The 14,701-nt window shown below is 67.8% G+C and carries 14 protein-coding genes; 3 read left to right on the top strand and 11 right to left on the bottom strand.

Annotated elements, in window-relative coordinates; all coding sequences use genetic code 11:
* Nucleotide 1 precedes the first annotated feature (1 nt).
* Complete coding sequence (gene paaA / locus MX571_RS04315; RefSeq protein WP_247414355.1) at nt 2-931, bottom strand: 1,2-phenylacetyl-CoA epoxidase subunit PaaA; 930 nt, start codon at nt 929-931, stop codon at nt 2-4.
* Between the two features lie 125 nt (nt 932-1,056).
* Here paaA and MX571_RS04310 point away from each other — a divergent pair, with 125 nt between their 5' ends.
* On the top strand, nt 1,057-1,692 hold the full coding sequence (locus tag MX571_RS04310) for a helix-turn-helix domain-containing protein (protein WP_247414354.1): 636 nt from the start codon (nt 1,057-1,059) through the stop codon (nt 1,690-1,692).
* 38 nt (nt 1,693-1,730) lie between these two features.
* Here the strand turns inward: MX571_RS04310 and MX571_RS04305 are convergent, their stop codons facing one another.
* From MX571_RS04305 to MX571_RS04260, 10 genes are all read right to left on the bottom strand, one after another.
* Complete coding sequence (locus tag MX571_RS04305) at nt 1,731-2,687, bottom strand: hypothetical protein (protein ID WP_247414353.1); 957 nt, start codon at nt 2,685-2,687, stop codon at nt 1,731-1,733.
* A gap of 1 nt (nt 2,688) precedes the next feature.
* Nucleotides 2,689-3,492, bottom strand: a complete 804-nt coding sequence (locus MX571_RS04300; RefSeq protein ID WP_247414352.1) for a hypothetical protein — start codon at nt 3,490-3,492, stop codon at nt 2,689-2,691.
* On the bottom strand, nt 3,479-3,751 hold the full coding sequence (locus MX571_RS04295; RefSeq protein ID WP_247414351.1) for a hypothetical protein: 273 nt from the start codon (nt 3,749-3,751) through the stop codon (nt 3,479-3,481). Before MX571_RS04295 ends, MX571_RS04300 begins: the two co-directional genes overlap by 14 nt.
* Before the next feature lie 2 nt (nt 3,752-3,753).
* Nucleotides 3,754-4,512: a hypothetical protein gene (locus tag MX571_RS04290; RefSeq protein WP_247414350.1), complete on the bottom strand. Its 759-nt coding sequence runs from the start codon at nt 4,510-4,512 to the stop codon at nt 3,754-3,756.
* Between the two features lie 528 nt (nt 4,513-5,040).
* Entirely contained in the window at nt 5,041-5,523 is a 483-nt protein-coding gene (locus MX571_RS04285) for a MaoC/PaaZ C-terminal domain-containing protein (RefSeq protein WP_247414349.1), read from the bottom strand.
* A gap of 161 nt (nt 5,524-5,684) precedes the next feature.
* A complete protein-coding gene (gene paaK / locus MX571_RS04280) occupies nt 5,685-6,971 on the bottom strand; it encodes a phenylacetate--CoA ligase PaaK (protein ID WP_247414348.1) in 1,287 nt (428 codons plus the stop codon).
* 79 nt (nt 6,972-7,050) lie between these two features.
* Nucleotides 7,051-7,599: a KH domain-containing protein gene (locus MX571_RS04275; protein WP_247414347.1), complete on the bottom strand. Its 549-nt coding sequence runs from the start codon at nt 7,597-7,599 to the stop codon at nt 7,051-7,053.
* A gap of 127 nt (nt 7,600-7,726) precedes the next feature.
* The gene (locus tag MX571_RS04270) at nt 7,727-8,275 is read right to left on the bottom strand and encodes a GNAT family N-acetyltransferase (protein ID WP_247414346.1); all 549 of its coding nucleotides are present in this window, start codon (nt 8,273-8,275) and stop codon (nt 7,727-7,729) included.
* 84 nt (nt 8,276-8,359) lie between these two features.
* On the bottom strand, nt 8,360-9,574 hold the full coding sequence (locus tag MX571_RS04265) for a tryptophan--tRNA ligase (RefSeq protein ID WP_247414345.1): 1,215 nt from the start codon (nt 9,572-9,574) through the stop codon (nt 8,360-8,362).
* A gap of 570 nt (nt 9,575-10,144) precedes the next feature.
* Complete coding sequence (locus MX571_RS04260; protein WP_247414344.1) at nt 10,145-11,641, bottom strand: twin-arginine translocase subunit TatC; 1,497 nt, start codon at nt 11,639-11,641, stop codon at nt 10,145-10,147.
* Between the two features lie 88 nt (nt 11,642-11,729).
* On the opposite strand from MX571_RS04260, the gene MX571_RS04255 reads away from it, so the two are divergent.
* Both MX571_RS04255 and MX571_RS04250 read left to right on the top strand, forming a co-directional pair.
* Nucleotides 11,730-14,036 carry a twin-arginine translocase subunit TatC gene (locus MX571_RS04255; RefSeq protein ID WP_247414343.1) on the top strand — a complete coding sequence of 769 codons (2,307 nt, stop codon included), beginning with the start codon at nt 11,730-11,732 and terminating at the stop codon, nt 14,034-14,036.
* 192 nt (nt 14,037-14,228) lie between these two features.
* Entirely contained in the window at nt 14,229-14,627 is a 399-nt protein-coding gene (locus MX571_RS04250) for a hypothetical protein (RefSeq protein WP_247414342.1), read from the top strand.
* The last annotated feature ends 74 nt before the right edge of the window (nt 14,628-14,701 follow it).

The raw sequence follows: 14,701 nt of genomic DNA, 5'->3' as shown, positions 1-14,701 counted from the left end.
GTCAGTCTGCGGCGGCGCTACCCGCGCCGGGGTTCTCGATGGCGTCACGAACCCACTCGACGGCCTCCTGGGTCCGGTGGCGCTTGTTTATCTGGCCCTTCCCCTGCGGGTACTGGTTCCGGGCGATCTGCATGAACTCGTCCCAGTCCAGGTCGTCCTCGTCGACCTCGTAGCGACCCGACTCCTCGTCGAACTCGACGCGGGGCGTCTCGGGTATCTCCAGGCCGTACTTCTCGGCCTTCGGGAGGTAGACGTTGAGGAACGCGGTGCGGAGCGCGTCGTTGCTCATCGTCTTCAGCCCCACCGCGGAGGAGAAGTCGTTGTGCGTCGACTGGTCGTCGGTCGGCCCGAAGAACTGGAGGATGCGCGGCCACCACTTGTCGAACGCCTCCTGCAGGCGCTCCTGGTCCCGCTTCGTCCCGGTCGCTAGCTCGGCGAGGATGCTCTCGCCGTGCTTGATGTGGAACCCCTCCTCGAAGCAGATCTTGTCGATGGCGTGGGCGTACGGCTCCCACGACGTGCGCTTGAGGGTCGCCTGCCGACGCATCGCCGCGCCGTCGACGAAGAACATGATCATCGGCAGTTCGTACCAGTCGTCCAGCGGGTAGTGGAAGCAGTTGAGGAACTTCCCCTCCCCGTTGGCGAGTTCGTCGAGCATCTGCTCGCGGGTCTTGATGCCGAGGTTCTCGGCGGCGCGGTAGAGCAACTGTCCGTGGCCGATTTCGTCCTGCACCTGCGCCGAGACGGCGAGTTTCCGGTCGAGCGAGGGGGCCTGCCGGATGAACGGGCGCTCGATGTACGCGCCCATTATCTCGGAGTTCGCGTGGAACTGAATCATCCGGGTGGCCGCCTTCCGGTACTCCTCCGGCATGTCGTCGGTCGGCCCGAACTCCCGCGGGCCGGCACGCTGTTTGACCTCCTCGATGTCCATACCTCACGTCTATCACGGTCCTGCATAGACCGTTGCCCGCACATGGACGGGCTTTATACGTTCCACGTGCTATCGAGTCACGTGATTCCGAGACGGCCCCGAGGTGACTGCGAGGTGGTGACCGGATGATAGCCGAGTGCCTCGTCGTCGAGTTCGCCGTCTCGGGTGACGACTGCCCGCTCGCCGAGGCGTCGCGCGTCGGCGTCACCGTCGACGCGAACCCGCCGCAGCTCCGTTCCGACGGCAACGCTCTCCTGCAGTTCGGCGCGCCCGACGACGAACGACTGGCCCGAACGCTGGACGAGGACGGGCGCATCCGCTACCTGCATCGCGCGCGCACGGGCGACCGCGCGACCTACCGCTGTCTCTCGAAGCACCCCTGCGTCGTCCACGAACTCGTCAGCGAGGGGTTCGTCGCCGAGTCGCTGTCGTACCGCGACGGCGACGCCCGGTTCACCGGGGCCGTCGTGGGGTACGACGTCCTCGACGGCGTGATGAACCGCGCCGGGGAGACGGTCGGCGTCCGCCTCGAACGGGTGTACCCGCTCGGCGCGGAGGAGGACCGGCCGGTCGCTCAGCGCTGGAACCTCACGCCCCGACAGGAGGAGGCCATCCGCACCGCCCAGCGGATGGGCTACTTCGAGGTGCCACGGGACGCCGACGCGAGCGACGTCGCCTCGGAACTCGGCATCGGGAAGTCGGCGTTCCTCGAACGGCTTCGCAGAGGGCAGCGAGCGCTGTTCGCACAGCTGTTCGGCTGAACGTGCGTCGCAGGAGCGTCGGAGTCGGGCGGACCGGTTCAGCGACGCTTCGGCATCGTCGAGAACCGCGATCGGCCGCTCTTGGGCATCGTCGAGTGATGGGTCGGCGACCGACCACTGCTCGGCATCGTCGACAGACGCCCACGCGTCCGGTTGTCGCTCGACTCCTCGTGGTCGCCTTCGTCGTCCTCGTCGTCTTCCTCCTCGTCGGAGTCCGCCTCCTCCTCGGTCTCGCCCTCGGCTGCTTTCTCGTCCTCCCCCAGCGCGCTCTCGGCACGCGCCTCGTCGACGCCCTCGCGGAACCGCTCGGCCGCCGCCTCGACCTGCGACCGGAGCGACGACTCGGCCGCCGCTCCATCGCTGTCGGCGTCGGCCGTCGCCGGGCCACCGTCACTCCCGTCGGCGTCGTCGGCAGCTGTCTCGTCGGCCTCCTCCTCGGCGTCGTCGTCGCCCGTGACCGCGTCGACGATGTCGTCGGCGAGGCTGTCGTCGTCGCTCTCCTCCTCGCTCTCTTCGGGTTCCTCCTCGTCGGAAGCCGCTTCGTCGGCGTCGTCGACCGTTTCCTGGTCCGCGGACGACTCCTCGTCGTCGGTCTCGCCGTCGTCTGCATCAGCCTCGTCGTCTGCGGAGCCGACGTCGAAGAGGTCGGCCAGTTCGTTCCGGTGGTCGGCCGCGTCGTCGTCGTCCCACGCGTCCGCCAGTTTCGAGAGCTTCAGCAGCCGTTCGAGGTCACGGACACGGTCGGCGTCCCCGTCCGCGAGGGCGTCGGGAATGGTGTCGTACCCGTCCTCGCCACCGAGACCGACGGCGCTCAGCAGAGTGTCCGAATCGGCCTCCTCGACCAGACTGCCCGCCGCGCTGGCGACGGCGCGGAGTTTCGGGGTGGCTGCGACGTCGCCGTCGTTCGACGGTTCGTCGAGCGCGTCGCGGGCGTCGGCCAGCACCGCCTCGACGCGGTCGGTCACGTCGTCGGGTTCGCGCTCGTCGTCGCTCATCTCACTCCTCGTCGCTCTCGGCGGAGCGATCGTCGAACGTCTCGACGATCTGCTCGGTCATCTCGTCCTGGGAGAGGTTCGCCTTCACGCCGACGTCCTTCGCGACGCGCTGGAGTTCGCGATAGGACATCACGTCGAGCAGTTCGCGGAGCGTCTCCTCGCGCAGGTCGGCAGCTCCCTCGGGCAGTGCGTCGACACCCTCCGCGTCCTCGTCGATGTCGGACTCGTCCGCGTCCTCGATCTCCTCGTCGTCGTCCGAGTCGTCCTCGCCGTCGGACTCGGCTTCGGCGTCCTCGTCTGCGGGTTCGTCCTCCGCGTCCTCTTCGGAGTCCCCCTCGTCGGCGTCCTCCATCACGTCGGGCGCGGCGTCCGTCGCGGAGTCGACCGCTTCCGACGCCTTCTCGCTCGCCTCCGAGGCGGCGTCGGTGACGGCACCCGCCGCGTCGCTCTCGTCGCCCTCGTCGTCGGAGTCGCCTCCCCCGCCGAGGACCTGCTGGACGGCCTCCTCGGTGCCGATCTCCTTCAACTCGGAGGCCAGCGAGGCCAGCGCCTCGCGGTCGGTCAGCAGGTCTCGGATGGCCGAGCGGACGGCCGCGACGACCGATCGCACGATGTCGCCCAGCGACAGCCCCTCGTCGACGCCGTCGCGGACGGCCTCCTCGGCGGCGGCACCGACCTGCTTCCCGATACGGCGGCCGGCACGAGAACCGATAGTACGGCCCACCTGCGCCGCCACCTCGGCGTCGGTCAAGCGCTCCTCGACCTTACCGGCGATGGCGTCCCCGAGCGAACTACTGTCCGCCATCGTCACCCCCGACGTCGAGCAGCTGTTTCAGCACCGTCGTCCCGATCGTTCGGCCGAGCGCCGCCCCGAGGAGACCGCCGAGGAACTCGCCGAGGCGCGCGCCGACGGTCTCTCCGACCCCGTCGAGGTCCTCGTCTCCCTCGCCCTCGCCGTCCTCGAAGAACGATTCGAACGAACTTCCCTCGAACAGCTTCTCGTAGTCGAGGCCCTGAAGCAGTTCGACGAGGTCGATGCGATTCGAGAGCGACTGGTCACTCATCCCTACTCCTCGCTCTCCTCGTTTCCCTCGTCCTCCGAGTCCTCCTCTTCGGACTCTTCGGACTCTTCGGAGTCCTCGGAGTCGTCCGACGACTCCGACTCGTCGGAGGAGTCACCCATCAGGTCGTCGAGGCCGAGGAGCTGCGAGACGACGCCCGTGAGCACCTGCGTGAGTACTTCCCCAACCGGCATCTCGTCAATGGCGTCGCCGAGCGACTCCTTGACGCTCTCGTAGGCCGACGAGAGTTTCTCCTGGATGTCGAAGTCCATCCCGAGTCCATCGAGGAGGCTCCCCAGACCGCCGTCGAGCAGCCCCGCGACCGACGACAGCAGGTTACCGAGGAGATTGCCGTCCCCCTCGACCGCCGAGATGTCCAGTACGAGTTCGCTCAGCGAGACGTCCAGGCCGAGCAGGTCGAGGTTCAGTCCGCGGAGGTCGAGGAAGAGGACGCTGGTGCCCTCCTCGTTGCTCGCGACTCCGTCCGCCGACAGGTCCTCTTTGCGCTCTATCTCCTCCTCGCTGGACTGTTCGGACTCGTCGCCGCCCTCTTCGCTCTGCTCGGACTCCTCGGACTGCTCGGACTCTTCAGACTCCTCTTCGGACTGCTCGGACTCTTCAGACTCCTCTTCGGACTGCTCTGGCTGCTCCGACTCCTCTTCGCTCTGTTCGGACTCCTCCGTCTCCTCCTCTTCTTCTTCCTCTTCCTCTTCGACTTCCTCGCTCGACCCACCGTCGGTCAGCAGCACAGGCGTCTCATCCATTGTAACAGTGCCCGAGTCTCACGGACTGTTCATATGCACGCGGCTTTCCCCTGCAACCAGGGCGGCTGTCGTGTCGATTTCCCAACGTTCTCGGAGAGATTCGTCACATTATCGAGCAGCGAGACAGTCTTACGCCACCCACATTGCGTGTCGAAAGTTAGAGAGTTCTCTCTCTTCTCACTTCGTTCAGCGTTCGGTAGACGGGGTTCTCGCACGTCCCGGCCACCCCGGACCCCGCTACTCCACGGTTCCCCGGGTCGCGGCCCCACGGCGAGGAGTTCACAGACCCCCGCTCCTCGATTCCCTCGCGGCTTCGACGCTCGGATTTCCGAAACGCTCACTCCGAATCTCGCTACTCCGCGGTTCCCTCCGGTCACCGCTCCGTTCGAGGCCTCGTTTCACTCGGCCTCGCTCTCCTCGCGGCTTCGCCGCTCGGTCATACTAGATTCTCGTTCGCTTCGCTCACTCCGAATCTCGCTACTCACGCCTCACTTCGTTCAGCGTTCGTTTTCGAGGAGTTCGCTTCGCTTACTCCTCGCCCTCCCCATAATGACTCCGCTTGCGCCACATGAACTTCATGTCGCCCGCGAACACCTCCTCGTCGTCCTGGTTGTGGACGTGCGTGTCCAGCACCACGACGCCCGCGTCGTCGCGCGAGGAGAGCTCCTTCACCTCGGTACACTCGTAGGTCGCCTGCAACGTGTCGCCGATGAAGACGGGCTGTTTCAGGTCCATGTAGTTCATCCCGAGGAACGCGAACACGGTGCGCTCGACGATACCCGTCCGCTGGAGGAGGCCCGTCGCGACGATGAACGTCATCGGTCCCTGCGCGATGCGCGCGCCGTAGGGGCCGTCGTCGGAGTACTCCTTGTTCGTGTGGAGTTCCGTCCAGTCACCCGTGAACATCGAGTGCATCACGAAGTCGGACTCGGTGATGGTCCGCCCGGCGCTGGTGAACGTCGCTCCCTCCTCCATGTCCTCGAAGTACTGTGGCTCGTAGCTGTACGGCATACGTCTCACACCGACAGCGACGGCAAGAATCTACCGTGTCAATTATTGCCAACCCCTGGAGGCGCCGAGGTGCGCCGCTGGCACCGCCGTCGAGCGTCATCGGTGGTTTCGCGAGCGAACAGCGTGAGCGAGGGGGACCCAGGTAGACGAGCGAAGCGAGTCTACCGGTGGTCGTAGACGCGCTTGACCTTCCCCGTCTCCTGGCGCTCGATACCGCCCACTTCGCGCACCGCCACCTCGTCCGGCTGGAACGAGAGCTGCGCGTCGAGCCGCGAGCGGGCCTCCTGTCGGAGGTCGTCGGGGTCGCCGTCGAACGTCGGCGACCGTTCGAGCGTGATGTGGATCTCGTCCATCTCGCCCTCGCGGTAGAGGTCGATGCGGTACTGTGGCGCGAGGCCCTCGATGTCGAGTACCGTCGCCTCGATTTCGCTGGGGTACAGATTGACGCCCCGCACGATGAGCAGGTCGTCCGAGCGGCCGGTGACGTTGTCCATCCGGACGGTCGTCCGGCCGCAGTCACACGGCTCGCGGGTGAGCGTCGTCATGTCGCCGGTCCGGTAGCGGATGACGGGCATCCCCTCCTTCGTCAGCGTCGTGAAGACGAGTTCGCCCTCCTCGCCCGCGGGCAACACGTCGCCCGTCTCGGGGTCGATGACCTCCGGATAGAACTGGTCCTCCCAGATGTGCAGGCCGTCCTGCGCCTCGGCGCACTCGATGGAGACGCCGGGGCCGATGACCTCCGAGAGGCCGTAGATGTCGACGCCGGTGACGCCGAGACGGTCCTCAATGGCCTCGCGCATCGGGTCGGTACACGGTTCGGCCCCGAAGATGACCGTCGAGAGCGGGAGGGACTGCAGGTCGATACCCATCTCGTCGGCCTGCTCGGCGAGGTAGAGCGCGTAGGAGGGCGTGCAGGTGAGCGTCTCGCTGCCGAGGTCGTGGAGGAACTCCAGTTGGCGCTTCGTCTGGCCGCCGCCGATGGGGATGACGGTCGCGCCGAGTTCGTCACAGCCGTGGTGGACGCCGAGGCCGCCGGTGAACAGGCCGTAGCCGTAGGCGTTCTGGACGGTCTCGCCCTGCTCGACGCCCGCCGCGTCGAGCGACCGGGCCATCACCTCGCGCCAGATGCCCATGTCCTTCTCGGTGTAGCCGATGATCTTCGGCTTCCCCGTCGTGCCCGACGAGGCGTGCAGACAGCGCATCTCCTCGTGCTCGACCGCGAACAGCCCGTCCGGGTAGTGGTCCCGCAGGTCCTCCTTCGTCGTGAACGGGAGTCGAGGGAGGTCCTCGATGCCGTCGACGTCGGCGGGACCGACGCCCGCCTCGTCGAACCGGTCGCGGTAGAACGGGACGTTCTCGTAGACGTAGGTGACGATCTTCCGGACGCGCTGGTCCTGGAGGTCCGTCAGCGCGTCGCGGGAGGTCGCCTCGATGTCGTTCCAGACCATGGCGGCCCGTCGGCGCGCCGTGCGAAAAGTGTGCGGGAACCTGCCACTCGTCGGTCACCCGGCGAGTCGCCCGGCCCGCTCAACCGGGGAACTCGTGGTAGTTCAGGTCGCCTTCGCTCATCTCCGAGCGCTTGCGTTCGAGGAACGAGTACACCGCGCCGTGAGGTGCGCCGTCGAGAATCATCTCGATGGCCGAGCGGGCGGTCCGGACCTGTTCGGGGCCGCCGATGAGGCCCGCCGTCGACCCGTAGATGACGACTCTCGCGCCGGAGAGCTCCTCCATCAGTTCGCGGGTCCGGCCGTCCTCGCCGATGAGGCGGCCCTTCTGTCGCCGGAGGTCGTTCTTGTTGCGCGTCGCGGCGTCGAGGTCGACCAGTTCGAGCATCCGCATGTCGTCGTCGAGCAGCGAGAGGGCGTCGTCGGGACGGAAGCCGCGACCGATGGCCCGGACGATGTCGGGGGCCTTGAGACCGGTCAGCGGGTCGCCGGTCTTCTCGACGGCGACCGACCCCGTCTCGGAGTCGATGTCGAGACGGACCTCCGCACGCGACTCTATCTCGCGCATCGTCTCCCCGCCCTCGCCGATGAGGGCGCCGATGCGGTCCTGCGGAATCGTCACGTGTTTCATAGCGCGTGGTAACGGTTCTGGCTGTTTAAGCGTTCCTCGCCACGTGGACGCGTCACACGCGGAGACGGTGGTTGCCAGCGCTTCCCGAGACGTCGCCCGAGCAGTCCATTACATCACGAGCAGTCCATTACACGTCTCGCGCGTAGACGACGACGGGGTGGACGGTCCCGAACAGGTCGTCCGCGGACTCACCCACCGCGTCGAACCCGCGCGACTCGTAGAACCCCCGTCCCACCTCGTTCTCGGCGAGCACTTCGAGTTCGACGCGTTCGACGCCGTTCGACGCCAGCACGGCGAGTTCCCGCCCGAACAGCGCGTTCCCGATACCCTCGCCCCACCGGTCGGGGTCGACGTAGAACGACGAGACGCTCCCGTAGCGGCCCGACGCGGCGTGTCCCGAGACGTAGCCCAGGACGGTGTGGTCCACGTCCTCTGCTGCCAGGTCGGCGGGTTCCGCGACGAGGTACGCCACGTCCGGGTCGGTGACCGTCCGCTCGACGACCGCCGGGGCGTACCACTGGTAGAGGGCGCGCTCGACGGTCTCCGCGGCGAGGAAGTCCCCGTAGGCGGCGTGCCACCCCTCGCGGGCGACCCGGCGGATGCCCGGCACGTCTTCGGTCGACGCCTCGCGGACCACGACGTGAGACGGCGTGTCGCCGTCGGTCGCGTCTGCCATGTGCCGCCTACTCGAACGGCCCGCTTCAGCGTTGCCCGTCCTCGGGAGCGGGTCGCGTGCCGGGGACTGCGTCGCTGCGCTCCGTCAGTCGACGCGTGAGACTCCCGGACCGAGACCGACCCGCGACAGCGCTCGCTCGCGCTCGTCGTCGGTCAGCAGGTACGGTTCCAGGACCTCGTCCAGTTCGTCGTCGCTCGGCCGCCTGGACTGGTGGGCCTCCAGGAACTCGCTGATTCGGTCGGCGGCGTGGGCCTTCAGTTCGCCCGTCAGCAGGTCGCCCGACCGGTACTCGCGGTCGAGTCGCTCCAGGGTCTCGTCGTCGGGTTCGAACACCGCCCGGAGGTACTGGAACGCCACGTCCACCTCCGGGTCGCCGCCGTGCTCGCGGTGCGCGTCGAGGCTGTCCTGCCCGCCGGAGTAGGCGTGCTCCAGCACCACGTCGCGGACCGTCTCGCGGTCGGCGGTCAGGTCGATGCGCGGCGCGTCGTCGGAGGAACTCATCTTCCCCGGCCCGGACAGTGCCGGGAGGAACTTCGCCAGCAACGCGCCGGGCTTGGAGACCGGAAAGCGCTCCTTGGCGGCGAGGTCACGCGCCAGTCGAACGTGCGGGTCCTGGTCGACGGCGATGGGGACGGTGGTCGGGTGTGGGCCGTCGACCAACTGCGGGAGCAGGAGGTGGGCGGCCTGCATCGCCGGGTAGAACGACTCGCCGACGTTGCTCGCCTCGCCGTACACCGCCTCGTACGTCGCCGGTGTCACGTCCTTCGCCAGCGCCGTCGCGAGGGGGTAGAGCACGTCCGCGTCGGCGGTGTCGACCACGATGCGCGTCCGGTCCGGGTCGAAGCCGAACGCCAGCACGTCACGGAGGTTGTCGCGGGTGTAGGCGCGGGTCTCGGCCAGCGTCTGCTCGCGGGTGCAGTACTTCTCGTCGTCCGAGAGCGGGATGGAGACGAACGCGCCGAACGCCTCCTGCAGGTACTTCGCCAGCGAGAACGCGACGACGTGCCCGAGGTGCATCGGCCCGGAGGGGCCCACGCCCGTGACGACGGAGACGCGTTCACCGGCCTCCGCGCTGGCGAGGAAGCGGTCGAGGTCACGCCCCGCGTAGGCGAGGCCGCGTCGGACCAGCGGCGGGGCGTCGGGGAAGCGAGCGCGCTGCTCGTCGGTCAGCGGGTCGGCCCCGAACTCGCTGACGAGGCGCTCGTACTCGTCGGGCGTGTCTGCTGTCTGTGCTGTCTCGGCGTGCGATTCGTCGGTCGTGTCGGTGTCGTCGTGGTCGGGGTCGTCGGTGTCGTGCATACTGCGTGTGCTATGGATTGCCGTGGTCAGAGTCGAACGAGCGTCGGGAGAACAGCGAGTGAGCACCAGTCGTGCGTCCGACCGGGTTAGGCCGCGGCGGGCGCGACGACGGGACTGTCCGCTGGCGAGAGGGCGTGCCAGCGCCAGCAGACAGCGTGCATGTTCGTGAGGAGACCGTGAACCCGAAAAAGCGTATCGCTCCTAGGATTCGTATTCTGGTTCGTCGTCGATTGGAACTGAATCGTGTACACCTCGAAAGCCCCGACTCGCTGGACTCGGGAGGCTCGCTGCGCGCGCTCACTGCGTTCGCGTGCTTGCGTCGCCTGCCTTCGCCCAGCGAGTCGCCCCTTTCAGTCCACCCGCGATGGCTGGCCGAACAGTCGACGCGGGTGGACTGAAAGGGGCCGCTCTCTCGTGAGCCGAGACGACGTAAGCACCACAGCGAGCGAAGCGAGCGAGGCGCGCAACGAGTCGCAGGCCACGAGAGAGCGGGGGCTTTCGAGGTGGTACCAACGGCACCAGATACACCTCGCGTGAAATCTTCTATTCCCAAAGCGCCCCGAAAAACTCCTAGCGCTGGGTCCAGCGCAGGAGCAGCAGCGTCCCCTCGAACAGGATGACCATCGTGATGGCGACGATGAACGGGGCCATCCCGGTCGGGTCGGGGCTGAACAGCAGGGCGACGCCGAGGAACCCACCCCAGAAGTAGAGGCGGCGCTGTGCCAGCCACTCCCGCGTGGTCAGCCCCATCATCACCGCCAGCATGATGAGCAGCGGTATCTGGAAGACGGCGGCGAAGAAACCCATCAGGAGGAGCATCAGCCCGAACGTCTCGGTCAGGCCGAACGCGATGTCGGCGGCCTGCTCGGAGTAGCTGACGAAGTAGCTGAAGATGAACGGGAGGACGAGGTAGAACGCGAACGCGACGCCGATGAACGCGAGGACGAGGCTGGTCGGGACGGCCGCGAGGTAGTAGCGTCGCTCGTGTTTGTACAGGCCGGGGCGCATGAACAGGTACGTCTCGTAGACGAACACCGGTAACGCGATGACGAACCCGGCCAGCGTCGCCACCTTCAGTCGTGCGAGGACGAGCGACAGCGGCTGGTACGCCCGCGGGCTGGTGACGCTGTTCTGGACCGACCCGAGGATGGAGTACCAGATGAAGTTGATGAGGTCGACGGCGAACGGGAGGACGAGGACGCTCACCAGCGCCATCGAGAGGATGACGATGCCGAGCCGTTTGACCATCTCCTCGATGTGGTCGGCCAGCGGCATCTCCTGGTCCGCTTCCGGCCCGTCGGCGAAGCCCCCGTCGTCGTAGTAGTCGTAGTCTACCTCCGGTTTGTCGCCGTCGACGACCGTCGCGCCGCCGTCGGACTGGGCCAGGTCGTCCTCGCTGTCGCCCTCGACCGCTTCGAACGGTGCGTCGTGGGCCAGTTCCTCGTTCGGGTCGGGGCGGTCCGGTGCTTCCGGGAGGTCGTCGTCGTCCTGTGTCGGCCCGACGATGTCCTCGGTGGCGGGTTCGTCGCTCCGTGCCCAGTCGGGAATCGAGCCGTCGTCTTCGGTCGAGTCGTCGCCGTCCACGTCGGAATCGTCGGTCTCGCCCGCCGCGGTATCCGCGGCGTCGGCAGTGGCGTCACTGTCCGTCGACTCGTCGTTCGCCCAGCCGCTCCCCGCCGCCGGGTCGTCGGGGTCGACCGTCGGAATCTCGTTCAGTCGACCGTCGTCGCCCTCGTCCGCGTCGGAGTCGGCACCCTCGTCGACGTCGGTGTCGACACTCTCCGAATCGGCGTCGACGCCGTCGTCGGAGACCGCTCCGTCGGACCCTCGTGCGTCGGCGATGAGTTCCCGGAGGTCGTCTTTCCCGTGACCCACGGGGGCGATGCCGTGGTCGGCCGCGAGCGACTGGAGTTCCTTGTAGGTGAGTGCATCGAGGTCGGTCCGGTCCTCGGGCGCGTCGGCGGCGTCGGCGTCACCAGCGTCGTCGCCGGTTTCTGGCGAGCCCTCGGGGCTCCCCTGGCTACCCGACACCTCGTCGTCGGGGTTCCGCCGCTCGTCGCCAGTCATTACAGTTTCGTAGGTCACCGCGCTGTTGTAAGCCTTCTCACCCACCGCGACGGAAAAGATTGATAGCACGGAGTTGGCTAGGTCCGGTGTGTCGAGCGCCATCGACGACGATACGAAACGGGCATTTCTCGACGGCCGGGCGGCCGTCGGCGAGATGCTTCGCGCGACGCAGAAACACCTCCAGAAGGTGGCGCTCGTGTTCCTGTTCGGTCTGCTGGGGACCATCCTCTACCTCTACTACTACGGCTGGGACATGCTCAAGGCGGACCTCCTGGCCCGTGCCCCGGACGCGAACATCATCGCCGTCACCCCGTTCGACGTCATCCTCCTGCAGGCGAAGATCGGACTCATAATCGGAGCAATCCTCTCGTTGCCGCTGTTCGTCTACTACGGCCGCGACGCGCTCCGCCGTCGCGGCCTGTGGCCCGACCACCCGATTCCCGTCTGGCAGGTGGCGGGGATGGCCGTCGTCTCGGTAGTCCTGTTCCTGCTGGGCATCGCCTACGGCTACTACGTCTTCTTCCCGGTCATGTTCGAGTTCCTCTCCTCGAACGCCGCACAGGCCGGGTTCTCGCCGGACTACTCCATCGTGAAGTGGGCCGAGTTCGTCCTGTTCCTGACGCTCTCGTTCGGGCTCGCCGCGCAGTTGCCCCTGGCGATGGCGTCGCTCGCCTACGGCGAACTCGTCCGCTACGAGACGTTCCGCGACAAGTGGCGCTACGCGGTCGTCGCCATCTTCGCGTTCGGTGCGGTGTTCTCCCCGCCCGACCCGTTCACGCAGATCATGTGGGCGATTCCGCTGCTGTTCCTCTACGCGTTCAGCCTCGGGATGACGAAGATCGTCGTCTCCGTCAAGCGCTCGGGCGACGCGGTCGGGCTCCGCGCTATCGCCCGGTCGAACTGGAACACCCTCCTCGGCGGGGCACTGCTCGGCGGCCTCGTCACCTACGGCGCGCTCGCAGCGAACGGCATCGAGCGCGCAAACCGCGCGCTGACGAACCTCCCGGCGGAGTACCGGGTCCAGCTGGCGACGCCCGGTGAACTGTTCGGCGTCGCCCCGGAGACGGGCGTCCTCGTCGCGGCGGCCATCGTCGCCCTCGTCGTCGCCGTCGCGGTGTACGTCGTCCACCTGTTCCGCGTCGTCGACCAGCTCGCCGTCGACGACCCCGGTGCGTTCGGCGACCCGGCCGCCATCGACGTGCGGACGCTCGACGCCGCCGGCGTCCGGGCCGCGCCGCCCGAAGCGTTCGCCGAGATGGACGAGGAGGAGGCGCTCTCGGTCGCTGGCGAGGCGATGGACGACGGCGACCACGAGAAGGCCCAGGCCGTCCTCGACCGGTACGACGAGGCCGAGGAGGCCCGCGCCGAGGCCGCCGAGGCGGCGGGAGAAGGGGCCGACGAAGCCGAGACCGCGGACGGCCAGTCCGGCGAGGCGGCCGAGGAGGACGAGTCGGGTCTGTTCACCCGGACGACGACCGGGATGGTCGACTCGTTCACCGAAGAGGAGACGACCGAGGACGACGTCGGCGGCTACATCTACGACGTGCAGTTCATCCTCGGCAGCCTCGCCTCGAAGTCGTTCCGCCTCATCGCCATCTTCATGCTGGCGATGGGCGGGTCGTTCGCCTGGCTCTACTCCGGCGGTATCGGCGACCTCCAGCGCGTGTTCCTCCGCAACCTGCCGACGGCGGGCTACGTCGAGTTCCCGCTGGTCGGTGCCGACCCCATCACGGGCGGCGCCGGGTCGCTCTCGCCGGGGTACGTCGTCAGACTCACCGAGTCCGTCTCGCCCGAGGCGTTCGAACTCGTCACGCTCCACCCCGTCGAGGCGCTCATCTTCGAGGTGAAGCTCTCGATGATCATCGGCGCGGTGGCGGTGCTCCCGCTCCTGCTCTACTACATGTGGCCGGCGCTCTCCGAGCGCGGGTTCGTCTCGGGCAACCGCGGCGTCCTGTTCACGTGGGCGGTGACGACGGCCATCGCCATCGCCGTCGGGAGCGTCCTCGGCTTCCTCGTCGTCGCGCCGAACGTCATCTCGTGGCTCGCCGCCGACATCGTCAACAACGGGATGCTCATCAAGTACCGCATCAACTCGTTCGGCTGGCTCGTGTTCTTCACGACCGTCGGGGTCGGGTTGCTCGCGGCCATCCCGACGACGATGCTCCTCTTCCACCGGGGCGGCATCGCACCGTTCCACCTCCAGCGCGACCGCTGGCGCGAGGCCGTCACCGCGGTGTTCGCGCTCGCCGCGTTCCTGACCCCCCGCGGCCTGTTCACGATGTTCCTCATCGCCGTCCCCGTCGCCCTGATGTACGGCGTCGGCCTCGGGGTGCTGTGGGTGTTCACCCTCGGCGGGCGGCGCACCCCGCGCTCGACCGGCCCACGCGCGGACTGAACCGGCGCCGCCGCACGCTCGCGAAGACGAGTCACTGAGCGGACGGGACGGCGCGATCGGACCGTAGCGCCCCCGAAACCTTCACACGTGATACTGTCACACGTTCGCACACTGCGGAAAAGCTATCAGTGCGGGGGAGGTGAGAATCGTTATGTTCGTTCGGCAGTCACGCCACTCACCTCGGAGACGCCGATGAGTGGAGCGACGAAGACGCTACTTCGGGGAGAGCGCGACACGCGGGAGTGGTACGTCTCCGGAGTGTACGCGGCCGCCGTCCTCGTGCTGGCGCTGGTCGTCGTGCTCCCGCTGGGCGCCGTCAGCGACACGCTGTATCGGCAGGTGCTCCCGGTCGTGTTGCTCGTGACACCGCCGCTCGTCGCCGCCATCTCCGCGGTCCGCGGCGGCGGACTGCTCGAAGGTATCGCCATCGGCATGGTGCCACCGGTGGCGTTCGTCCTGTTCGGCCGGCCCGAGTCGCTCGCACTCGGGACCGCCGGAACCGTCGCCGCTCTCTGTCTCGGCGGCGCACTCCTCGGCTTCCTCGCCGGGTTCGCCTGCCGCGAACTCGTCCACCTCTTCCGCACGCACTGACCGGACAGCGAGCCGCGACCGTCCCCGACTCCGTCCGTCACCGACACCACCACCGCCGCCACCGACATCCACGA

Source organism: Halomarina salina, from assembly GCF_023074835.1.
Lineage (GTDB): Archaea > Halobacteriota > Halobacteria > Halobacteriales > Haloarculaceae > Halomarina > Halomarina salina.
This window is presented reverse-complemented; position numbering and strand designations above follow the sequence as displayed.